Source organism: Enterobacter cloacae, assembly GCF_011078175.1.
Lineage (GTDB): Bacteria > Pseudomonadota > Gammaproteobacteria > Enterobacterales > Enterobacteriaceae > Enterobacter > Enterobacter cloacae_Q.
Genome location: NZ_JAALCJ010000001.1, coordinates 262,783 through 285,172, shown reverse-complemented (window position 1 = coordinate 285,172; position 22,390 = coordinate 262,783). Strand labels below are relative to the sequence as shown.

Here is a 22,390-nt window from a genome sequence, read left to right as displayed (position 1 = left end):
TCAGGTTAAAACAGTTATGACAATAAATTCTGAACGCCAACTTAAAATCGGCGGCGACCCGCGCACGCTTGCGGATTACGCTGCCTTGCGCGAAGAAATGAACAAGCTCACCCATCCGGCACGCCCGGATGTTAACTGGCAACACGCGGAAACGCTCTGTCTGTCACTGTTTGAGCATAACGGTGTGGAGCTACAAACGGCTGCCTGGTATACGCTCGCCCGCACGCATCTCGCCGGACTCTACGGCATGAATGAAGGGCTGGCGCTACTGGCTGCACTGGTCGTCCGCCAGTGGGGTAGCCTCTGGCCACAGCCTGTTCATGCGCGAGTTGAAATCCTCAGCGCACTGAGCAAACGCCTGCAACAGGTGGTGAGAACGCTGACGTTGACGTATGCCGATTTAGGGCAGCTTTATCATGCTGAGGAGAAACTGAAGGCTCTAAGTGACATGTTGCAGCGCCTGGAACTTAAGCATGCCGCTCAGCTTGATGCCCTGCGCACGATGATGCAGAACGCAGCAGTGCGTCTGGAAAATAGCGAAAATACGGACGTAAGTCTGCCGGGTCACGCGGTGGAGGCCGCGGGACTTCATCTCACAGAACCGACAGAGCGTTGTAAATGGGTTTATGTGATTCAGCCCGAGCCGTTGCCGAATAAAGAGCCTCCTGTACCTGTGAAGCAGTGGAAGCCATTTGCTGCGGGTATGTTGTTCACGCTCGCGGCAGCCAGCATCGTCGCAGTGGGATGGCAGACGATGCATGCGCCAGATTCAGTCCAAACACAGCTGGCCGCGTCCCTGATTCCATTGCCTGAAGGACTCTCTACAGCGCAGTTACAGGCGCTGCAACAAACGTCACCGCCACCTGAACCAGGGATCGGCAAGACACAGCAGCTGTTAGCGCAGCTTTTACTCCTGAAACCAGACTGGGCCGTAAGCTACGGCGACCGTCTGGTGCAGCAGGCGCTGACGCTGTGGCCTGAAGAGGCCAAACCCCTGGCGCAACAGTGGTACAAGCAGATTAGCGTTGCCGGACTTGCAGAGTCAGAACTGAATGGCTGGCATCAGGGGATGACGCAGTTACAGCAGTTGACGAACAGGCTAAATGCGCTGGATGAACAGAAGGGGAAGTACATGACGGTAAGTGAACTGAAATCAGCCGTGTTTGCCATGTCGCAGTCCTTCAGCCATACCGTTCCGCTTGAGGAGCAGCTTCGTCTGCTTTCCATTTTACCTCCCGGGCAACCCCTGTCAGCAGCGCAGCTAAACCAGACCGAACAGCATCTTCAGCAGTTGATTGCCAGCTATGTCCTGCTGAAGCACCAAAAAGAATAATGAGACTGGCGAAAAATACGGAGTTGACATGTCAGCAAGAGAGCGTTTTTTTAAGAAAGTGCAGCAAAGTATCGGGGACAAACCGATCTATGTTAATACGGCTGAGGCCGAAGTCAGGGCGTTTTGTGAGCGGATGGAGGATCTTGCACAGCAAATCATCTCATGGTTTGAAGGTTCTGGTATTGAAATAATTTTATCTAAAAAAAATATCACCGATTTAAGTACGGTTGGCTACAGCCTCAGTAGCGGTATATGTCGCTATGCTATTACGACGATAATTTTGCAAAATGGGGATCGCAGCGTCACCATTATGCCAGAACAGGTGATTAGGGGGCCGGAGAAGGGGTGTGTGACGATGAGTGTTACTGTCCCCGATAGTCTATCGGGGGCGAGGATATTCCATTTAAGCATGGCGCCTGAAACAGGTTGGTATATTCGTCGCGGGCATCAAAGTGCAAAAGACAATATTATCCTGACTGAGGACTGTTTTTTCCAGGCTATCGACTGTCTGGCCTGAACGTAAGCCATCCTAACGGGAGGGACGCGCATTAACGTAGTTAATATATATTAACTACGTTAACTTATTAAGCATTACTAAACAATGATGCTCTAGAGTATCCCGCCTAAAATATGTAATTACCGTTGATGAAGGGGTATGGGTCACCAAACGACGAGTCAGATATTTCCCATAAAACATGATATTCATCCACCTTAAGTGAAACTGTAAAAATCAAACTGCAAAAAAACAAACCAGCGTCGAACGTGAGGACAAATTTCTATGGCAATGCTATAACCCTTAATGCCAACCAAAATATAATGCCCCAGGAAAACGTATGCTAAGAAATATTAGTGTCAGAACGTTCATTGTCTATTTCCTTTTATGTGTATTTTTGGTAAGTGATGGAGTTATAGCGCTATTTTCACGGAATTCTTCGCTTTTTATTGCAGTCATAATTGTACAGTTCATCGCCTTATTTTTACTCTGGGCGTACATGACAAAATATCTTGTGACGCCGATCAACACTGTGAAAAAAAGTATTGAAGAAGTGACGTCAGGAAAACTTGGCGTGTCGATTCCGGAATTTGGCAACAACTGTGCGGGACGACTGATCCCGGGTATTAATAGTCTTTCAAACAATATAGCAACGCTGGTTCGTGAAATCCGCGCCTCGTCGCAGACCGCAATGAGCCTTTCAGATCAGCTGTCTTCACGTAGCGCACAGCTTTCCGTCAAAACTGAACAGCAGTCCGCCTCACTAGTGCAGACGGCAGCCAGCATGGAACAGATGGCGGCAAGTACAAAAAATAATGCTGACAATACCCGTTTAGCCAGCGAGCAGGCGAATATCGCGACGTTGCAGGCGCGTAAAGGCGGAGAATTAATGGGGCAGGTCGCAAACAATATGCAGTCGATTACCGACTGCGCACAGCAAATGACAGAGATTATCTCGCTGATTGACGGTATCGCTTTTCAGACCAATATTCTGGCGCTTAACGCCGCCGTTGAAGCGGCAAGAGCGGGCGACCATGGTAAAGGGTTTTCTGTGGTCGCGGGTGAGGTGAGAAGCCTGGCGCATCGTAGCGCCGAAGCGGCAAAAAATATTAAGTCATTGATCGAAGTTACCAGCCATAACGTGACGCAGGGCGTTAACGTGGTCTCTGAAGCCGAAAAAAACATGCATGACATTGTTACCGGTTCGGGCAATGTAAGCAGACTGATGGATGAAATATCTGCCTCAACATCAGAACAGGAAAAAGGTATTTCACAAATTACGCAGGCATTGTCAGAGCTTGAACGCGTAACGCAGAGCAACGTGTCGATGGTTGAAGAACTTAATGGATCGTCAGATGTGCTGCGCAATCAGGTGATTGAGCTCCAGACACGAACACGTAATTTCCGTCTGGAAAATGAGTTCCAGGCTGACAATGCGTTAAGAAGCCGCGAATGGGCGGTGAATTCCTGAGCGTATTCAGGACGATGCCTTACATAATTATTGCTTAACCCTCGGCGAAAGCTAGACTGACACCGAAAGAGATTAAACGGTGGAGGCGCTGTGGAGAGCATTAAAGGGTCTGAGGTTAACGTACCTGACGCAGTTTTTGCATGGGTGTTTAATGGACGTGGCGGTGCAAGGCCGCTTGAAGATCAGGATCACATCGACAGCGAACATCCATGCTGGCTGCACCTCAACTACACGCACCCGGACAGCGCCGAGTGGCTCGCGTCCACGCCGCTGTTGCCCAACAACGTTCGGGATGCGCTGGCGGGAGAAAGTCTCAGACCCCGCGTGAGCCGGATGGGTGAGGGGACGTTAATTACGCTGCGTTGTATAAACGGCAGTACGGATGAGCGTCCGGATCAGCTGGTGGCCATGCGTGTTTATATGGACGAACGGCTGATTGTTTCCACCCGCCAGCGAAAAGTGCTGGCGCTGGATGACGTCATTAACGATCTGAAAGAGGGCACCGGACCTACGGATTGCGGCAGCTGGCTGGTGGATGTGTGTGATGCGCTGACCGATCATGCCAGCGAGTTTATAGAAGAGCTTCACGATAAAATCATCGATCTGGAAGATAACCTGCTCGATCAGCAAATCCCCCCGCGTGGTTTTCTGGCGCTGCTGCGTAAGCAGCTCATTGTGATGCGCCGCTATATGACCCCCCAGCGCGACGTTTATGCGCGACTGGCCAGCGAACGCATGAGCTGGATGAACGACGATCAGCGCCGCAGAATGCAGGATATCGCTGACCGGCTCGGACGTGGTCTGGACGAGATTGACTCATGTATTGCCAGAACGGCAGTCATGGCGGATGAGATAGCCCAGGTGATGCAGGAGTCGTTAGCCAGGAGAACGTACACCATGTCGCTGATGGCGATGGTCTTTTTACCGAGTACCTTCCTGACGGGGTTGTTTGGCGTAAACCTCGGAGGGATCCCCGGCGGTGAATATCACTATGGCTTCACCACCTTTTGCGTCATGTTAGTGGTTTTGATTGGGGGTGTTGCATGGTGGTTGCATCGCAGTAAATGGCTGTAAATTTACACTTTTCTGAGGCAGATCCGACTTCAAAACGACATTTTAATTGAGCAAAGTCAATAAACTCCGACCATGTTAGGTGCAATATTACTCCCGCAGGTGAATGCAACGTCAAGCGATGGGCGTTGCGCTCCATATTGTCTTACTTCCTTTTTTTGAATTACTGCATAGCACAATTGATTCGTACGACGCCGACTTCATAGTCGGCTTTTTTTTGCCTCCTGTTTATCTGCGTCTACCCTTTATGGGTCAGCACCCTAATCTGGAGGAAAAGATGAGTATGCTACTTGCCCTGCAACGCCTGACCACCTGGCAGTCCGATCCGGTGCCCACCGATCCGACGCCGATACCCGACCCTGTCCCTCGTCCGCAGCCGATGCCGGATCCGCCGCCGGATGAAGAACCGATTAAATTGTCGCATCGTTAGCGCAGATCTGCGAGGATACGCGCCATCTGACTGCAATCATTACCACGAGAGTATATTGTGACCGCTTTTTCCACGCTGAACGTTCTGCCTGAAGCCCAACTATCCAACCTGAATGAGTTGGGCTACCACACTATGACCCCTGTCCAGGCCGCCGCGCTGCCGGCTATCCTTGAAGGCCGTGACGTGCGCGTGCAGGCAAAAACCGGCACTGGAAAAACGGCTGCATTCGGGCTAGGTCTGTTACAACACATTGATGCAACCCTGTTTCAGACCCAGTCCCTTATACTCTGCCCGACGCGCGAGCTGGCCGACCAGGTCGCGGGTGAGCTGCGTCGTCTGGCGCGTTTTTTGCCAAACACTAAAATTTTAACGCTCTGTGGCGGGCAACCGTTCGGTGCGCAGCGCGATTCCCTTCAGCACGCGCCGCATATCATTGTGGCAACGCCGGGCCGTCTGCTCGATCACCTGCAAAAAGGCACTGTTTCACTTGATGCATTGCAGACGCTGGTGATGGATGAAGCTGACCGCATGCTGGATATGGGCTTCAGCGATGCGATTGACGAAGTGATCCGCTTTGCGCCAGCCACACGTCAGACGCTGCTCTTTTCTGCCACCTGGCCTGAGGCGATTGCGGCGATAAGCGGGCGCGTGCAGAAGAACCCGCTGACCATTGAAATCGATACCGTCGATGCGTTGCCGGCAATTGAGCAGCAGTTCTTCGAGACATCGCAGCAGGGCAAAATTCCACTGCTGCAAAAGTTGCTGAGCCAACACCAGCCAGCGTCCTGCGTGGTGTTCTGTAATACTAAAAAAGACTGTCAGGCGGTGTGCGATGCCCTGAATGATGCCGGACAGAGCGCATTATCGCTGCATGGCGATCTGGAACAGCGCGATCGCGATCAGACGCTGGTACGTTTCGCTAACGGCAGCGCTCGCGTGCTGGTTGCAACGGATGTCGCAGCCCGTGGCCTGGATATTAAATCGCTTGAACTGGTGGTGAATTTTGAACTGGCATGGGATCCGGAAGTGCATGTCCACCGCATCGGGCGTACCGCACGTGCGGGTAACAGTGGCCTCGCCATCAGCTTCTGTGCGCCTGAAGAGGCGCAGCGCGCCAATATTCTTGCGGAAATGCTGCAACTGAAACTCAACTGGGTGAATGCACCGGGTAATATCAGCATTGCTCCGCTGGCGGCGGAAATGGCCACCCTGTGCATCGACGGCGGTAAAAAGGCCAAAATGCGTCCCGGTGACGTTCTGGGGGCGTTAACAGGAGATATAGGTCTCGACGGGGCAGATATTGGCAAGATTACGGTTCATCCTGCGCATGTCTACGTAGCGGTTCGCCAGTCGGTTGCGCATAAGGCGTGGAAACAGTTGCAGGGCGGAAAGATTAAAGGGAAAACCTGCCGCGTTCGGCTGCTTAAGTAAGCCTGAAAGCGTCTCAGAAACGATATCTGAGACGCTGCCAGGTTATTTGACTTCTACCACGTTCAGGCGCAGTTCATCGAATTGTGCATCCTCTTCCTCTGGCTGCCAGCCAGCAGGCTGCATCGGGATCTCTTCGCGGTCAAACGCCAGATCCCCGCCGTTCACCACTTCTGAACCGTGGTTAATTCCTTTGAAATCGAACAGTTCAACGTCGGCGAGGTGCGAAGGCACCACGTTCTGCATGGCGCTGAACATGGTTTCGATGCGGCCCGGATAGCGTTTATCCCAGTCACGCAGCATGTCGCCAATGACCTGACGTTGCAGGTTCGGCTGTGAGCCGCAAAGATTGCACGGAATGATAGGGAACGCTTTGGCCTGAGAGAAACGCTCAATGTCTTTCTCACGGCAGTAGGCGAGTGGGCGGATCACGATGTGTTTCCCGTCGTCGCTCATCAGCTTCGGTGGCATTCCCTTCATTTTGCCGCCGTAGAACATATTCAGAAACAGCGTTTGCAGAATGTCGTCCCGGTGATGACCAAGCGCAATTTTGGTCGCTCCCAGTTCAGTTGCGGTGCGGTACAGAATGCCGCGACGCAAACGTGAGCAGAGTGAGCAGGTTGTTTTGCCCTCTGGGATCTTCTCTTTAACAATGCCGTAGGTATTCTCTTCTACGATTTTGTATTCAACGCCCAGGTTCTCAAGGTACTCCGGCAGGATATGCTCCGGGAAGCCCGGCTGTTTCTGATCGAGGTTAACCGCGACCAGGGAAAAGTTCACAGGTGCGCTTTGCTGTAGATTGCGCAGGATCTCCAGCATGGTGTAGCTGTCTTTACCACCCGACAGGCAGACCATGATGCGATCGCCTTCTTCAATCATGTTGAAGTCTGCAATGGCTTCGCCCACGTTACGGCGCAGACGCTTTTGCAGTTTATTCAGATTGTACTGTTCTTTCTTTGTATTTGATTGATTTTCTTGCATTTATTACTACCTTCGGAGCCAATAGGGGCATAATAGGGGCAAAAATTTTTCAGCGTGTCAGCTTATCGTTAAGCATCAGCACCTGTTCGCCATTCATTTCTTCAATCCACGCACCGTAGACTTCATAGACCATTTGCGCGTTTTCATGCCCCATCTGGCTGGCTATGAAAGACGGGTTAGCGCCAGCAGATAAAAGCCAGCAGGCAAAAGTATGCCGCGTATGGTACGGATTCCGGCGGCGAATACCAGCACGTTTTACAGCTGCGTTGAATCTCGCACCGATGCTCGATAAAGAGTAGTAGGCTTTCTGTTCCCCTTTGCGTATCCGGGGTATGAAAACGAATCGCAGGCTTTGATTCTCCACTGCGCCATACTCACGATGATTAAAGACAATTTCGGTTTTAGGCTGTAGTGCTGTCAGCTTGCGCTGTGCTTTCAAGGCTTCAAGTGCCGGCTCTAATAGTGTGATAACCCGTTTACCTGCTTCGGTTTTTGGTGGGCCGAACATGCCCAACGCATTAAGATTGCGCTTTATATGGGCTGTACCTTTTTCCCAGTCAATATCTTCCCAGGCAAGAGCTGCGAGCTCTCCATGACGGACGCCAGTATATACTGCGAATGTCCACATATTCAGGCTTTGGCCACGCTCGGATTCCGCAAGCAAGCTAAACTCCTGCTTCGTTAAAGGATCCGGTTTTACTTTCCCTTTGTGTAATTTCTTGATCCCTTCAAAGGCTTGCCACTGATAAAGTCTGGTTTGTGTGCAAACCGAAGAAGGAAGCAAAGTAGCGATATATAGTTATTCACGATATCAGCGGGGCGATGGGCTCCGTTGCACTGACGTACTTCTGGGAACGCCTGACGGGGATGAAGAATGCAAACCAGTGATAAAGGCATTGCCCTTATCAAGCAGTTCGAAGGCTGCAAGCTTACCGCCTACCAGGACAGCGTCGGCGTCTGGACGATCGGCTATGGCTGGACTCAGCCTGTCGACGGCAAACCAATCCGTGCCGGGATGACGATTAAGCAGGAAACGGCAGAACGCCTGCTGAAAACTGGACTGGTCAGCTACGAAAGTGACGTGTCCCGCCTGGTTAAAGTGGGGCTGAATCAGGGGCAATTCGACGCCCTGGTGTCTTTCACGTACAACCTCGGCGCACGGTCTTTATCGACATCGACTCTCCTGAGAAAGCTTAACGCCGGTGATTATGCTGGCGCCGCCGAAGAGTTCCTGCGCTGGAATAAAGCGGGCGGCAAGGTTCTGAATGGGCTCACCCGTCGTCGTGGGGCGGAGCGCGCTCTGTTCCTGTCGTGATTGGCGCACTGGTTAAGCGTTACTGGTTGCAGTTTGTGGTGATTGCGTTAATCGGCGGACTGGCGTTTTTCGTGAACCACTACCGCGACAACGCCATCACCTACAAAGACCAGCGCGACAAGGCAACTGAGAAGTTCAGCCTTGCGAACAATACCATCGATGACATGAAGGTGCGCCAGCGTGATGTGGCCGCACTGGATGCCAAATACACGAAGGAATTAGCAGATGCGAAAGCTGAAAATGATGCTCTGCAGCGCAAGCTTGATAATGGTGGTCGGGTGCTCGTCAAAGGCCGCTGTCCAGTGCCAGCCTCAACCGAAGCCGCCAGCGCCTCCAGCATGGGCCATGATGCAACCATCGAACTCTCTGATGCTGCTGGACGAAACGTTCTCGGTATCCGATCCGGAATCAGGCAAGACCAGTCAGCCCTGAGAGTGCTGCAGCAATACATCACCAGTCAATGTCAGTAACTACTTAAAGTATTTATCCATTGGGTCGTAGTGCTGGTATTTTCTGTAAAAAAAGAGCCAGTAGATAAATCCTATGGCAGCACCTAGCCCTGCCATCATGAGATAAAGATCCTCGCGATGGTTAAGCAATTCAGAGAAGGAATAAGCACCTTTCCATATATCAATAAGACTACCGCCAATCACCACATCAAATATAAATGACATCAATGGCAGAGCAATAGCATATGCCGCCATGAGGTAGAGCAGAGCTCCAAGTCTGTACTTGGTATTTATGTGCATAGCCGCCTCCTTACAAGTTGCTTTGAATCATAACATATCCAATCAAGAGCCAGACTTCGGTCGGGCTTTTTTATTGTCATGATCGTTGGCAGACCCATCGTAATGACAATACCCCTACAGCGGATAATCAACCAAATATCCCTTTAAGCGGATAAATAGGCTCTCAATATCCGACATCTATAAAATCACGCTAACCCCCCAAACAGGCGAAACCTTCACAGGTGAAGTGGTCAACTAAAACTGGCCATCGTTTTAGAGTTTTTCCAGTATCGGTTTTCCGATTCGTTTGGTGATAATCCACCGTTATATTCATGCGGCCTGAGTGAGCTGTAATGTCCGGGAGCTGCGCGGCGAGCCTTGTCTCGATCTTGAAGAGTTTGCACCGGCAAAGCAGGAAATCGTCTGCAGCCGGTCGTTCGGCGAACGCGTTACCGAGTACGAACAGATGCGCCAGGCTATCTGCAGCTATGCCGCCCGTGGTGCTGAAAAACTACGAGGCGAGCACCAATACTGCCGGTTTATCTCGGCCTTCGTTAAGACCTCTTCCTTTGCACTTAACGAGCCGTACTACGGCAGCAGCGCCTCAATGAAGTTGCTCACGCCAACGCAGGATAGCCGTGACATCCTCAACGCTGCGGTTAAGTGCCTGGACAAAATCTGGAAGAATGGGCACCGATACCAGAAGGCAGGAATAATGCTTGGGGACTTCTTCAGCCAGGGCGTGAGGGCGTGGCCCAACTCAATTTATTTGACGAGAATGCGCCACGGGCCGGTAGTGAAAGGTTAATGGAGGTGCTCGATCACTTGAACGCCAAAGATGGGAAAGGTACGCTTTACTTTGCTGGACAGGGCATTCAGCAGCAATGGCAGATGAAGCGAGAAATGCTTTCACCGCGGTATACTACAAGATACAGTGATCTACTAAAAGTAAGGTAAGTTAACATTAAAAAACATGTTCAAATGATTGTGAGTGTCTAAATTTGAATGTGTAGTTAATAAGAATCATTTTTTCAGTTTAAATGAGGGTTATTTGTTTGAGTAAAGTGACTCCTTGTGTCAGGGTTTAATTATGGGTTGATAAGGATGGGATGGTTTGTGACCTTTGTGTTTGCTTTTTAAATTTATCGAAAATGAAGGGTTGAAAACCCTTCTTGTTAATGAGGGTAAGATTGTGCTTACCTGTAATCGTTAAACTTGTTATTTCTCTTGGAAAAGCGATTAAATATGTTATGAATGATGTTTTTATATCTGGCGGTTAATTTTCTTTCACTAGGATCTTTGAATCTCTTAAGCATTTGTGACTTTGCTGCAGTATTTAAATGAGCACAAATGCAGCTGGATAATTGCCATAAAAAAAGTTTCTCCATAAATTTTTTTTTACCTTCAGTGATTGAGGCTTCTGCATCTATGTTTGGTAGCTTATACTCTCTTATAAATGTGAACTCACCAAAGCCAACTCCAAGATTTCTATCACCATATGTATTAACCTCAAATTCAGGGAACAACTCTTTAAGCGAATTAAAAGATATATTGGATGGGTATGAATTGCCTTTGTTGATATTTGTCTTAAGTACAAACTCCATTTTTAAAGTTTTAGATTTTAGATCTACAACATTTTTTGAAAAGATGTCGTCTTGTTGAGCAAGTAAATATTTTGATAAAACCACTGCAAGTTGGTTTGGATATTTTAATTGTTTATGCTCAGGAACTTCCATATGTTATCTCCAATTGGACTTAATGAGGGGGCGCTGAGTAATGCTAAAAGTTAATTTTTACCATATACTGGCTACATGTAAAATTTCGTCAGTGATAAGCTAGATTAGATAGTCTCACACTAAAGTCCATAGCTCTAGTCACTTCAAAGTTAACAGGTGGCCAAACGTACATCATAAAAAATAATTGCATAAATTAAAACCATAACGTAGGGGGTGTTGTCACATAGATTTCGTTTCTGGCTGGCCTACGAAATGAATTTTTATCTCACTCGAGCTTTTCGATCAACTTCGGTCCATGATTCCTAACATTCCCCACCGCACGCTTCACAGCGTGCCAGGTAAACTTGACGGCTGGCACTGCTCCGCCTATGGCTATCTCTTCAGCTTCATCGCCAGGTTCGAACGGTGTACTGCCTATCACCGCCATGAATATTGGCTGGCCATCTGCCCGGTGAATGAAGTAGGGCTGTTTCTTGTCGCCTTCCTTTTTCCATTCAAACCATCCATCAGCGAAGCAGATCGCCCGGCCATGCTGCCACAAAGGTTTAAACATTCGACTGGTAGCCGCAGTCTCGACGCGTGCGTTAATCAGTGGCGGCTTATCCCACCACCCGGGCGCGTAACCCCAAAGCACCGGATTGAGATGTAGTTGCTCGTCGCGTTCGCTCAGCAGCAACACCTTTGTGCCGGGTGCCACGTTGTAACGTCCGATTGGTTCAGGGTCGTATGCGATGTCGCGATCGGTTTCATCGGACAGGTAAGCCAGGTATTCTTCACGCGTTTGAGCTTGTGCAAAACGCCCACACATAGAAATCTCCAGCCAGATGTCAGACTTAAAGTATATGGCAGGGAGAAAAAGGAGGGCACACTGGCTAAAGTTAGGGGCAAATTTAGGGGCAAAACTGAGGAATAGGGGCAAAAAAAGGGCATTAAAAATGTATTACTGGGTAGCGTTAGGGAGAAACTGCTATGCTTTAACTAATTGAATAAATTGACAAAACGAAAGCAATCAATGAGTTAACAAAATCAGCGTAGCTTATTCAGATTGTACTGTTCTTTCTTGTTAATCTCTTGATTTTGTTGCATCTATTCGTTACTCAGATCTCAAATGGAGCACAGGGTAAGGAAAACGATTTCAAAGCGTCAGCTTCGTGTTCATCTCTTCTATCCATGTAGCATAGATTTCATACACCATCTGCGCATTTACGTGCCCCATCTGGTTAGCGATAAAAGACGGGTTTGCGGCTACCGGTAAAAACCAGCATGCGAAAGTGTGCCGTGTATGGTACGGATTGCAGCGACGAATACCAGCACGATTTACACATGATCCCCACAGGAGAAGTTTGGTTAAGCCGGATGGGTTGTCTACACTTACAAATTACGCAGTAAAAAAACGGAGGTGAAAATGACTGACCGTCCCGTTAATGGTGACCATCCTGATTATAACCCCAGCCCGGATGACCCGGAAAAGGATGGAAGAAAACCGAAAGACGATCCTGGCTCAGCGCCTGAATCAGGCGATAAAGATCCTGAGTGATGACCAGCCGCCTTTACGAAGGCGGTTTTCACGCCCATTACGGCCTCTCTCAGCGCAATGCTATTCACGTTACCCTCCTCAACGTTATCTGTAAGCCGCTCAGAACCCCTCCTGTTTCGCCTGGTGAACAGGTGAGATAAAGCACGGATCTCATTCCCGCGTACCAGTTCGTTTTACAGTTCTCCTGCTACGCTTTAGAGGGCGACAAGGGAGCGCTTTAATGAAGAATAAAGACGAACAAACAGGATTAGTTGGGCTGGCGATTGGCGCTGCCGTCATTGGGCTGGTTTCATCGCAGAAGCTCATTAACCGTGAAAGTATTGTCGATGAGCTGGTGAGGCTCGGCAGACAGAAGGGCGATGGCGTTGAAGATGAGGTCTTTTTAAAAGCGGCTGAGTTAGTGAGAAAAGGGGTATAAACGATGGCTGACATTCGTCTGGCACAGTGTCATTGTGGAGCGGTGAAATTTACCGTTGAGCTAACGGACGGCCTGAATACTGCACGTCGATGTAGCTGTTCATTTTGCAGGATGCGTGGGGCGGTAGTGGTATCCGCGCCCTTAACGGGCATTAAGGTGTCGCAGGGCGCGGACGCGCTCACGGAGTACCGTTTTAACACTGGCACCGCGCGCCATTTTTTCTGCTCTATCTGCGGTATTTATACGTTCCATCAACGGCGTTCCAATCCTAATGAATATGGTGTGAATGTCGCCTGTCTGGAAAATGTCACGCCTTTCGACTTCCCGGAGGTGGTGGTCATGGATGGGGTAAATCATCCTATGGATGGTGACAGCGGGGTTATTGGCTATCTCTCTTTCCGCAAAGAAGAGGCGAAACAGAGATGAAAAAATTAGCCCGCAGATCGCTGCGGGCTAACGGGATTAGAACTGGTAAACCAGACCTAACGCTACGATGTCATCGGTTCCGATGCCATTGTTTTTGTAGAAGGAGTCATCTTCATCCAGCAGGTTGATTTTATAATCAACATAGGTGGACATGTTTTTGTTGAAATAGTAAGTAGCACCTACATCAGCATATTTCACCAGGTCTTTATCATCCTGACCATTGCCCAACTCTTTACCTTTGGACTGTAAATACGAAATAGCCGGACGCAGGCCAAAGTCAAACTGATATTGTGCGGTCACTTCAAAGTTCTGGGTTTTATTTGCCACGGTATTCTCGTCACGAGCATCACCGTATGGCGTCATATTACGGGTTTCGGAGTACATTGCCGCCAGATAAATATTGTTAGCATCGTATTTCAAACCAGCAGTCCAGGCATCCGCTTTATCACCGCCCGCGGTGGTATGCATTTCCTGATCGTTGGTACGGTCAGATGACGCATATGCCGCGCCCGCGCTGATGCCCATTCCTAAGTCATAGGTCGCGGAGAGACCGTAACCGTCCCCATTCTCATGACGTACATCGCGGCCATTGTTGGTGCCTTCCTGATTGTTGCTGGCATCTTCGTTATTACCCTGATACTGCACCGCGAAGTTCAGACCCTGTACCAGACCAAAGAAGTCGGTATTACGATACGTCGCCACACCATTCGCACGACCGGTCATAAAGTTATCGGCGGAAGTATAAGAGTCGCCGCCAAATTCTGGCAGCATGTCTGTCCAGCCTTCCACGTCGTACAGCACGCCATAGTTACGGCCGTAATCGAATGAGCCGTAATCTCCAGCTTTCACACCCGCGAAGGCAAGACGCGTCCAGGACTGATTGTCAGCACCTTCGGTGTTGTTTGCCTGAACGTTGTATTCCCACTGTGCGTAGCCGGTCATCATGTCGTTGATTTGGGTTTCACCTTTGAAGCCCAGACGCACATAGGTTTGGTCACCATCTTTAGAAGCGTCGTCAGAGAAATAATGCAGACCGTCTACTTTGCCATACAGGTCCAGTTTATTGCCGTCTTTATTATAAATTTCAGCTGCGTGAGAGGCTCCAGCCATTAACAAAGCGGGGATCATCAGTGCCAGTACTTTTCTTTGCATTTTGATTATTCCTTTGCAGTTATTTTTTATTGCTTAGTGAACTTTCCGGGCAGGAAAGATGTCCCATGCTAAATCACTCTGGCGGCGGATGAATAAAATATAATTGTTACGGGTTAAGTAAAATCTAAACTAAATGATGCGGCTGAAATAATAATTTATGTGGTGAATGAATTGCTGAAAATAATACAAAACAAACATTATTAATTACGATGAAAATAAGGTAGGCTTCACAATGTTATATGCCTTTAAGATTCTTTCATCCATAATTCACGTGAATATTACTCAGAGTGCTGAAGCAATATTCACCGATCTTCTGGATTTGCCCGGTGCACGTGCATCGGGCTTTTTTTTGGCAAAAAAATGCCCGGACAAGCCGGGCATACAGGTTATTAACTGGTCGATTTTTCGGCTTTCCCTGCCAGTTGCGCCAGAAAGTCATAACGCTTCTGAAGATCCGCAGCCGCATCCTTCCATAGCTGATCCGCTACTTCTGGCTGTTGGGCATTCAGCCTGCGGAAACGCTGTTCCTGAAGTAAGGTTTCGGCAAGGGCGTCTGACGGCGGACGCGAATCCAGCGCCAGCGGTAATTTTCCTTCATCGGAACGGCGCGGATCAAAGCGGTACAGCGGCCAGAAGCCGGTTGCGGTGAGCTGACGCATCTGGTCGTGGCTAAGCGCCAGATCGTAGCCATGCTCCTCACACGGGCTGTAGGCGATGATCAGCGACGGGCCAGGATAGGCTTCCGCTTCCTGAATGGCTTTCACCGTCTGGTTGAGCTGCGCGCCCAGCGAAATCTGCGCGACGTAGACATGGCCATACATCATCATGCTGACGCCAAGATCTTTACGCGCCTTGCGCTTGCCGTGCTCACCAAACTTCGTGACCGCCCCCAATGGCGTTGCTTTTGAGGCCTGTCCGCCAGTGTTGGAATAGCACTGAGTGTCGAGCACCAGAATATTGACGTTTTCGGTCAGGCTCAGGACATGATCAAGACCACCGAATCCAATATCGTAGGCCCACCCGTCGCCGCCGATCAGCCAGACAGATTTTTCTACCAGCGCGTCCGCATCGGTTAGCAGTTGTTCAGCCCCATCAACACCCTGAAGCGCGTTGCGCAGTTCAGCAACCTGCGCGCGACGAACGTCAGGCGTGGCCTCCGCATGCAGGGCATCGTTCAGTTCTGTCGGGATCTTCTCGGCAAACTGTGCCAGCAGACGCATTACGCGGGCACGGTGCTGATCGACCGTCAGACGGAATCCCAGACCAAATTCTGCGTTGTCCTCGAATAGCGAGTTTGCCCACGCCGGGCCCCGACCGTTCGCGTCAGTGGTATACGGCGTGGACGGCAGGTTACCCCCGTAGATCGACGAGCAGCCTGTCGCGTTGGCAATCAGCATCCGGTCGCCGTAAAGCTGGGTAAGCAGTTTGATATACGGTGTTTCGCCGCAGCCGGAACATGCCCCGGAGTACTCGAAGAGCGGGGTGATAAGCTGCGAGGTACGAATGTCAATGCGTTCCAGCTTATTGCGATCGATTTCGGGCAGGTCGAGGAAGAAATCATAATTCACTTTCTCTTCTTCAACATGGTCAAGACGCGACATCATGTTGATGGCTTTGATTGACGGGTCCTGACGATCTTTCGCCGGGCACACCTCAACGCACAGGTTACAGCCGGTGCAGTCTTCTGGTGCCACCTGAAGAACATATTTCTGGCCACGCATATCGCGGGATTTTACATCCAGCGAGTGCAGACTTTCCGGTGCGTCAGCTAATGCTTCTGGCGACACCACTTTGGCGCGAATGGCCGAGTGCGGGCAGGCTGCCACGCAGTGATTGCACTGCGTGCATAGCTCTTCCTTCCAGATGGGAATTGCTTCGGCAATATTGCGTTTTTCCCAGCGGGTCGTGCCCATCGGCCAGGTGCCGTCAGGCGGAAGCGCAGAGACGGGAAGGGTGTCCCCTAAACCTGCGAGCATCGCGGCCGTGACGGTTTTGACGAAATCCGGGGCGGCGTCAGAGACCACTGGCGGCCGGTTCGGACTGCTGGCATTGACAGGCTGCAACGACACCTCGAACACCGACTCACGGGCCAGCGCCAGCGCCTGCCAGTTGCGCTCAACAAGCTCCTGACCTTTGCTGCTGTAGCTTTTGGCGATCGCCCCCTGGAGTTCCATCAGCGCGCTGTCGCCCGGCAGAATATTGGTCAGGTGGAAGAACGCCATCTGCATGACCGTATTGATACGCGCGGCCAGACCGCATTCGCGGGCGATCTTCGCGGCGTTAATGACGTACAGGCGCGCCTGTTTCTGGTTAAGCACTGCCTGCACTTCCTGGGGCAGGCGCGCCCAGACCTCATCGGCGCTATAGGGAGTGTTGATCAGAAAAATACCGCCGGGCTTCAGGCGCTCGGCCATCTGGTATTTATCAATGAACTGGAGCTGGTGACAGCCAACAAAATCCGCCTGAGAAATCAGGTATGCAGAGCGGATGGGGTGTTCGCTAACGCGCAGGTGGGAGACGGTCAGCCCGCCTGCTTTTTTGGAATCATAGACGAAATACCCTTGCGCATACCACGGCGTGGAGTTACCGATAATTTTGATGTTGTTCTTGGTCGCCGAGACGCTGCCGTCGCTGCCCAGACCGTAGAAAAGCGCCTCCAGTTTTGCATTCGAGGGCAGAGTGTTTTCCGGCAAAGGGAGAGAAAGGTTAGTCACGTCATCATAAATGCCGACCGTAAAGCGCGGCTTCGGTTTTGCCTCGCGCAGTTCAGCAAATACCGCCAGGACGCACTCCGGCCCGAACTCTTTGGAAGACAATCCATAACGCCCGCCAATGACGCGCGGCAGCGTTTCGCGCTCACCGCGGTTAAACGCCTCAGCCAGAGCGGTCATCACATCCAGATAAAGTGGCTCAGCCTGTGCGCCAGGCTCTTTGGTGCGGTCCAGAACCGCCACGGCACGCGCGCTGTCCGGCAGGGCTGCGAGCAGGTGTTTCGCTGAGAAGGGACGGTAGAGGCGAACTTTGAGGACGCCAACTTTTTCGCCCCGCGTCAATAGCTCATCGACTACCTCTTCACAGGTGCCGATGGCTGAGCCCATCAGGACAATTACGCGCTCGGCCTGCGGATGACCGTAATATTCAAACGGCTTATATTCGCGGCCCGTCGCAGCGGCAAAATCGTCCATCGCCTGTTCAACGTGCTCATATACCGCGTTGTACCACGGGTTTGTCGCCTCACGGGACTGGAAATAGGTATCCGGGTTCGCAGAGGTACCCCGGATCACCGGATGTTCCGGATTGAGGGCGCGAGCGCGATGCGCATCGATGTCAGCCTGCGGCAGCAGATTCAGAATGGTGTCGTCCGGCAGCGGAACGATTTTATTGATCTCGTGGGACGTGCGAAAACCATCAAAGAAATGAATAAATGGCACACGGCTTTTCAGCGTGGCGATATGCGAAATCAGCGCGAAGTCCTGCGCTTCCTGCACGCTGCTGGCGCAAAGCATAGCGCAGCCGGTCTGACGCACGGCCATCACGTCTGAGTGATCGCCAAAAATAGAGAGCGCGTGAGTGGCTACGGTGCGTGCGGCAACGTGCAACACAAACGGCGTTAATTGCCCTGCCAGCTTGTAAAGCGTGGGGATCATCAACAGCAGCCCTTGAGACGACGTGAACGAGGTCGACAGGGCACCGGTCTGCAACGCACCATGCACGGTGGCAATGGCACCGGCTTCGGACTGCATCTCTACAACCCGCGGGACATCGCCCCAGACGTTTTTTATCCCGTTACCAGCCCAGGCGTCAGCCTGTTCAGCCATCGTGGAGCTGGGCGTGATGGGATAAATGGCGATCACTTCGCTGGTACGAAACGCAACAGACGCGACTGCACCATTGCCGTCAATAGTTTGCATAGGACAAAACCCTTACATTGCGCAAAAAAGGAGGGTCTGTAATAGGGCGACAGACCCTGAATATTATCTGTGTATTTTAGCAAAGCTCAGGTTTTACGATTTTCGCTTTTGTGTCCTTGGTATGCGCTGTATCAATGACTGGATGGCATATTGCGTTAAAAATTGCGATAAATTGTTACCAGAGCGCATAAATACGCACATCCGCTCTCGACGATGCGGCGCGTGATGCCTATTATGCATAGGTTTCGCTATAACTACGGGGAGGAAGGTATGCGTTCAGCATTTTGGGTAGGATGTGCCGCGTTACTGTTGTCGGCATGCAGCAATGAACCTGTACAGCAGGCGACAGCGGCACACGTGACGCCGGGTATGCGCGCGGCTATGTCCAGTTCAGGTCAGGCTAACTGCGCAATGATCGGAGGTTCACTTTCCGTTGCCCGACAGCTTGACGGCTCCGCCATCGGCATGTGCGCATTGCCAAATGGCAAACGCTGTAGTGAGCAGTCGCTTGCCGTAGGTTCGTGCGGAAGTTACTGAATTATTCAACTCGCTTAAACATCAATGTCTTATTGGCTGTCGCCAGGGTTAACTGGTCTTCGGTCAGGTCTACCTGTGCGCCTGTGCGTAGCATATCGGCGATGGTCTGATCCAGTTCATTTAGCTGCGGCTCGGTGCAGAGTTTCCGCGTCATTGCCAGCGTTTTGACCGTCAACTCGCCTTCGGACAGTTTCCCCTGGCCGTTGAAGCCGTTGCACATTGTGCCGGAGACGACAATGTTGTTAATCAGGCTGATATTGGGCTGCGCACTGAATCGCAGTTCGGGCTGCGTTTTACCGCCTTTAACTGCTTTTCCATCCACGTTTTCCAGAACGAAACGGTGATTCTCTAACCGATCTGTCTGAACGGAGGCTTTACCAGGATTAACGCATCCAGCCAATGCGAGGCTGATTAAACTTACTGCCGCGAGCTTTTTCATTTTTCTTCTCAAACTATTAATGCTGTAAATATTTTTCAGTGTAACCATACCCTCCAGAGTGTTAATGGGGTTTATCTGAAAGTGCGGGAAGAGACCGGGCGGCGGCGTACCCGGTCAGTGAGTTAGTGAGATTTAAATCCGGCTGCGGCCATCAGCATTTTAAAGATCATACTTACGCAGGCCAGCGCCAGGACGCTGCCGCCCCAAATGATGGCAAGCCACATCAAGCGTTTCCATACAGGTTGTTGCATCAGTGATAACCCTCCCCATGCTGTACTTTTCCGCGAAAAACGTAATAACTCCAGAAGGTGTAGACCAGAATGACGGGAATGATCAACAGTGCACCCACTAACATAAAGCCCTGGCTTTGGGCTGGCGCGGCTGCCTGCCAGAGAGTGATGTCCGGCGGGATGATATGCGGCCAGATACTGATCCCAAGCCCGCTAAACCCAAGGAAAATCAGCCCTAACGTCATGATAAACGGCAGGGTATGGCTCGCAGGATCGTTCAGGCCGCGCCACTGGCACAGACTAAGGATGACAACCAGCGCAGGAACGGGCAGCAGGTAAAACAGATTCGGCAGCGTAAACCAGCGCGTAGCAATAGCTGGTTGGGCGAGAGGGGTCCAAATACTGATTACTGCAATGAATACCAGAAGCAGGAGCAGAAGCACTTTCGATACCTGACGCATCCGCTGTTGCAGGGCATTTTCGCTTTTCATTACCAGCCACGTTGATCCTAACAGAGCGTAAGCGACCACAAGACCCACGCCGCAGAAAAGGTTAAACGCGGTAAACCAGTCAAACGGACCACCACTGAATGTACGACCGGTGACGCTGAACCCATGGATGACTGCGCCGACGGTCATACCCTGGCTGAAAGTCGCCACAATCGACCCGCTAATAAACGCCTTATCCCAGAACGGGCGGTGTGCAGGCGTCGCTTTGAAGCGAAATTCAAAGGCGACGCCGCGAAATATAAGCCCGATCAGCATTATTGTCAGTGGAATGGTTAGCGCGTCGATGATGACCGCATAGGCGAGAGGAAAGGCGCCAAACAGGGCCGCACCGCCAAGCACCAGCCAGGTTTCGTTGCCGTCCCAGACGGGAGCCACGCTGTTGACCATCACGTCGCGATCGTCGGCATTTGGCGTTGCCGGAAACAGAATCCCTATGCCCAGGTCAAAACCATCCATCACGATATACATCAACGTGGCGAAAATGATAATTACGAACCAGATAATGGAAAGATCGATACCCATTACGGTTACTCCTTAAATTCAGTGGTAACGGCGGAAAGCGGACGAGCAGGGCGTCCATCGGATTCGCTCGCAAAGGACTCGTGGCGCTGTGGCCCCTTTTTAATCAGACGCACCATATAGCTGTAACCCACGCCGAACACCGCGGTATAAACCACGAAGAAGGCCAGCAAACTGACGCTCATGTGCAAATCGCCATGCGCGGAAACCGCATCCTTCGTACGCTGTAACCCATAGACGACCCAGGGCTGGCGGCCGACCTCCGTTGTTACCCATCCGGCAAGGATCGCGATCAGCCCGGAGGGCCCCATCAGCAGGGCAAACCACAGGAAGGAACGTGAGGTATAGAGGCGCTGTTTGTAACGCAGCCAGAGTGCCGTCACGCCCAAGAGCAGCATCAACATCCCCAGGCCAGCCATGATGCGGAAAGACCAGAAGACAATGGTGGCGTTCGGGCGATCTTCTTTCGGGAACTCTTTCAATGCCGGAACCTGTTTATCGAGACTGTGGGTCAGGATCAGGCTCCCGAGAGCGGGAATTTCAAGGCCAAAACGGGTCCGTTCCTGCTCCATATCCGGCCAGCCAAACAGCAGCAGCGGTGTAGGCTCACCCGGCGGATTCTCCCAGTGACCTTCAATGGCGGCTATTTTCGCTGGCTGGTGTTTTAAGGTATTAAGCCCATGCATATCTCCCACCAGTGCCTGGACTGGCGCCACGATCAACGTCATCCACAACGCCATGGAGAACATGGTGCGAATGGCGGGCGAGTTGTTTCCGCGCAGCAAATGCCAGGCCGCGGAAGCACCGACAAACAGCGCGCTGCTGAGGAAAGCCGCTATAGACATGTGCAGAAGGCGATAAGGGAAGGAGGGGTTAAACACCACGGCAAACCAGTCCACAGGAACCACCTGACCGTTGACGATTTCATACCCTTGCGGTGTCTGCATCCAGCTGTTTGACGAGAGGATCCAGAACGTAGAAATGATGGTTCCCAGTGCGACCATGCAGGTTGAAAAGAAGTGCAGCCCCGGCCCGACCTTATTCCAGCCAAATAACATCACCCCGAGGAAACCTGCCTCGAGGAAGAACGCGGTAAGCACTTCATAGGTCAGCAGGGGGCCGGTAATACTGCCCGCGAACTGCGAAAACCCGCTCCAGTTGGTGCCAAACTGATAGGCCATCACCAGGCCGGAGACCACGCCCATCCCAAAGTTGACGGCGAAGATCTTTGACCAGAAATGGTACAGCGAACGCCAGACGGGATTTTTGGTTTTTAGCCACAGCCCTTCCAGCACGGCGAGATAGCTCGCCAGGCCGATGGTGATCGCTGGAAAAATAATATGAAAGGATACGGTAAAGGCGAACTGTATTCGCGCAAGATGAAACGCATCTAGACCAAACATGCACTGCCTCAATGTTAAACGGTGTACTGTTATGATAGAGAGGCGGCAAGTGAGATATCAGAAGCAGAAAACGATAATTTATCTATAACAGTTGTGGGAAAAGCTGAACTTTATCCGGCTGATATAGGTAACAGGGAAGAATAAAAAATTTCTTTTTATGATTTTTACGCATTAAACAGCTTGCTTTGTCGCCAGCAACATGCGTTAATGAATTTCTGGTTTTGAATCCAAATAAATATCTGACGTAGTTTTATAAAGCAGTTCTCATCACGTTGTGCCTCTCCGCAGCCTCTCTTGGGTCTTTATCTACATTCCGATTCGTT

22 protein-coding genes and 4 pseudogenes are annotated in these 22,390 nt (G+C 51.1%); 14 read left to right on the top strand and 12 right to left on the bottom strand.

Going from position 1 to position 22,390, the window contains the following annotated elements; genetic code table 11:
* The first annotated feature begins 16 nt into the window (after positions 1–16).
* The 6 genes from G6Q29_RS01390 (at position 17) to dbpA (ending at position 6,229) form a co-directional block, all read left to right on the top strand.
* Positions 17–1,333, top strand: coding sequence for a VasL domain-containing protein (locus tag G6Q29_RS01390; protein ID WP_165464246.1), 1,317 nt, complete (start codon positions 17–19; stop codon positions 1,331–1,333).
* A 28-nt stretch (positions 1,334–1,361) separates the two neighbouring features.
* Entirely contained in the window at positions 1,362–1,850 is a 489-nt protein-coding gene (locus G6Q29_RS01385; RefSeq protein WP_165464245.1) for a hypothetical protein, read from the top strand.
* Between the two features lie 316 nt (positions 1,851–2,166).
* A complete protein-coding gene (locus G6Q29_RS01380; protein ID WP_165464244.1) occupies positions 2,167–3,297 on the top strand; it encodes a methyl-accepting chemotaxis protein in 1,131 nt (376 codons plus the stop codon).
* Between the two features lie 90 nt (positions 3,298–3,387).
* Positions 3,388–4,371, top strand: coding sequence for a zinc transporter ZntB (gene zntB, locus G6Q29_RS01375; RefSeq protein WP_165464243.1), 984 nt, complete (start codon positions 3,388–3,390; stop codon positions 4,369–4,371).
* A 280-nt stretch (positions 4,372–4,651) separates the two neighbouring features.
* On the top strand, positions 4,652–4,798 hold the full coding sequence (locus G6Q29_RS01370) for a hypothetical protein (RefSeq protein ID WP_373418637.1): 147 nt from the start codon (positions 4,652–4,654) through the stop codon (positions 4,796–4,798).
* Between the two features lie 57 nt (positions 4,799–4,855).
* Positions 4,856–6,229: an ATP-dependent RNA helicase DbpA gene (gene dbpA, locus G6Q29_RS01365; protein WP_165464242.1), complete on the top strand. Its 1,374-nt coding sequence runs from the start codon at positions 4,856–4,858 to the stop codon at positions 6,227–6,229.
* Positions 6,230–6,271: 42 nt separating this feature from the next.
* On the opposite strand, the gene ttcA is transcribed toward dbpA, so the two are convergent.
* Positions 6,272–7,207 carry a tRNA 2-thiocytidine(32) synthetase TtcA gene (gene ttcA, locus G6Q29_RS01360; protein WP_032609308.1) on the bottom strand — a complete coding sequence of 312 codons (936 nt, stop codon included), beginning with the start codon at positions 7,205–7,207 and terminating at the stop codon, positions 6,272–6,274.
* Between the two features lie 49 nt (positions 7,208–7,256).
* Positions 7,257–8,014: pseudogene (locus G6Q29_RS01355) on the bottom strand (site-specific integrase); the annotation flags it as partial.
* A gap of 3 nt (positions 8,015–8,017) precedes the next feature.
* Between G6Q29_RS01355 and G6Q29_RS01350 the strand changes: the two are divergent.
* From G6Q29_RS01350 to G6Q29_RS01340, 3 genes and pseudogenes are all read left to right on the top strand, one after another.
* Positions 8,018–8,095 (top strand): annotated as a pseudogene (locus tag G6Q29_RS01350) (phage holin family protein); the annotation flags it as partial.
* Complete coding sequence (locus tag G6Q29_RS01345) at positions 8,082–8,522, top strand: lysozyme (RefSeq protein ID WP_165464241.1); 441 nt, start codon at positions 8,082–8,084, stop codon at positions 8,520–8,522. The pseudogene G6Q29_RS01350 and the gene G6Q29_RS01345, both read left to right, overlap by 14 nt.
* 8 nt (positions 8,523–8,530) lie before the next feature.
* Entirely contained in the window at positions 8,531–8,992 is a 462-nt protein-coding gene (locus tag G6Q29_RS01340) for a lysis protein (protein WP_165464631.1), read from the top strand.
* Here G6Q29_RS01340 and G6Q29_RS01335 read toward each other — a convergent pair whose 3' ends face one another.
* Complete coding sequence (locus G6Q29_RS01335) at positions 8,993–9,271, bottom strand: hypothetical protein (RefSeq protein ID WP_165464240.1); 279 nt, start codon at positions 9,269–9,271, stop codon at positions 8,993–8,995.
* A 334-nt stretch (positions 9,272–9,605) separates the two neighbouring features.
* On the opposite strand from G6Q29_RS01335, the pseudogene G6Q29_RS01330 reads away from it, so the two are divergent.
* Positions 9,606–10,207, top strand: a pseudogene (locus G6Q29_RS01330) (DUF4113 domain-containing protein); the annotation flags it as partial.
* A gap of 239 nt (positions 10,208–10,446) precedes the next feature.
* Here the strand turns inward: G6Q29_RS01330 and G6Q29_RS01325 are convergent.
* The 3 genes and pseudogenes from G6Q29_RS01325 to G6Q29_RS01315 all read right to left on the bottom strand — a co-directional run.
* On the bottom strand, positions 10,447–10,986 hold the full coding sequence (locus G6Q29_RS01325; protein WP_165464239.1) for a hypothetical protein: 540 nt from the start codon (positions 10,984–10,986) through the stop codon (positions 10,447–10,449).
* A 265-nt stretch (positions 10,987–11,251) separates the two neighbouring features.
* The gene (locus G6Q29_RS01320) at positions 11,252–11,794 is read right to left on the bottom strand and encodes an SOS response-associated peptidase family protein (protein WP_165464238.1); all 543 of its coding nucleotides are present in this window, start codon (positions 11,792–11,794) and stop codon (positions 11,252–11,254) included.
* A gap of 327 nt (positions 11,795–12,121) precedes the next feature.
* A pseudogene (locus G6Q29_RS01315) lies at positions 12,122–12,319 on the bottom strand (tyrosine-type recombinase/integrase); the annotation flags it as partial.
* A gap of 72 nt (positions 12,320–12,391) precedes the next feature.
* Here G6Q29_RS01315 and G6Q29_RS21810 point away from each other — a divergent pair.
* The 3 genes from G6Q29_RS21810 (at position 12,392) to G6Q29_RS01305 (ending at position 13,367) form a co-directional block, all read left to right on the top strand.
* The gene (locus G6Q29_RS21810) at positions 12,392–12,523 is read left to right on the top strand and encodes a hypothetical protein (protein ID WP_278186960.1); all 132 of its coding nucleotides are present in this window, start codon (positions 12,392–12,394) and stop codon (positions 12,521–12,523) included.
* A 220-nt stretch (positions 12,524–12,743) separates the two neighbouring features.
* Positions 12,744–12,941: a hypothetical protein gene (locus G6Q29_RS01310; RefSeq protein ID WP_165464237.1), complete on the top strand. Its 198-nt coding sequence runs from the start codon at positions 12,744–12,746 to the stop codon at positions 12,939–12,941.
* Positions 12,942–12,944: 3 nt separating this feature from the next.
* Positions 12,945–13,367 (top strand): GFA family protein, encoded by a 423-nt coding sequence (locus tag G6Q29_RS01305; protein WP_165464236.1) that lies wholly within the window; start codon positions 12,945–12,947, stop codon positions 13,365–13,367.
* A 36-nt stretch (positions 13,368–13,403) separates the two neighbouring features.
* On the opposite strand, the gene ompC is transcribed toward G6Q29_RS01305, so the two are convergent.
* Both ompC and nifJ read right to left on the bottom strand, forming a co-directional pair.
* The gene (ompC, locus tag G6Q29_RS01300; RefSeq protein WP_165464235.1) at positions 13,404–14,519 is read right to left on the bottom strand and encodes a porin OmpC; all 1,116 of its coding nucleotides are present in this window, start codon (positions 14,517–14,519) and stop codon (positions 13,404–13,406) included.
* 389 nt (positions 14,520–14,908) lie between these two features.
* Complete coding sequence (nifJ, locus tag G6Q29_RS01295) at positions 14,909–18,430, bottom strand: pyruvate:ferredoxin (flavodoxin) oxidoreductase (protein ID WP_165464234.1); 3,522 nt, start codon at positions 18,428–18,430, stop codon at positions 14,909–14,911.
* A gap of 270 nt (positions 18,431–18,700) precedes the next feature.
* Here nifJ and G6Q29_RS01290 point away from each other — a divergent pair, with 270 nt between their 5' ends.
* A complete protein-coding gene (locus G6Q29_RS01290) occupies positions 18,701–18,967 on the top strand; it encodes a putative hemolysin (protein WP_003856935.1) in 267 nt (88 codons plus the stop codon).
* A gap of 1 nt (position 18,968) precedes the next feature.
* On the opposite strand, the gene hslJ is transcribed toward G6Q29_RS01290, so the two are convergent.
* From hslJ to G6Q29_RS01270, 4 genes are all read right to left on the bottom strand, one after another.
* The gene (hslJ, locus tag G6Q29_RS01285) at positions 18,969–19,406 is read right to left on the bottom strand and encodes a heat shock protein HslJ (protein WP_165464629.1); all 438 of its coding nucleotides are present in this window, start codon (positions 19,404–19,406) and stop codon (positions 18,969–18,971) included.
* 122 nt (positions 19,407–19,528) lie between these two features.
* Positions 19,529–19,657, bottom strand: a complete 129-nt coding sequence (locus tag G6Q29_RS01280) for a DUF2474 domain-containing protein (protein WP_165464233.1) — start codon at positions 19,655–19,657, stop codon at positions 19,529–19,531.
* A complete protein-coding gene (gene cydB / locus G6Q29_RS01275; RefSeq protein ID WP_165464232.1) occupies positions 19,657–20,667 on the bottom strand; it encodes a cytochrome d ubiquinol oxidase subunit II in 1,011 nt (336 codons plus the stop codon). The genes G6Q29_RS01280 and cydB overlap by 1 nt, the downstream gene beginning before the upstream one ends.
* A gap of 5 nt (positions 20,668–20,672) precedes the next feature.
* Entirely contained in the window at positions 20,673–22,067 is a 1,395-nt protein-coding gene (locus G6Q29_RS01270) for a cytochrome ubiquinol oxidase subunit I (protein WP_165464231.1), read from the bottom strand.
* Positions 22,068–22,390 lie beyond the last annotated feature (323 nt).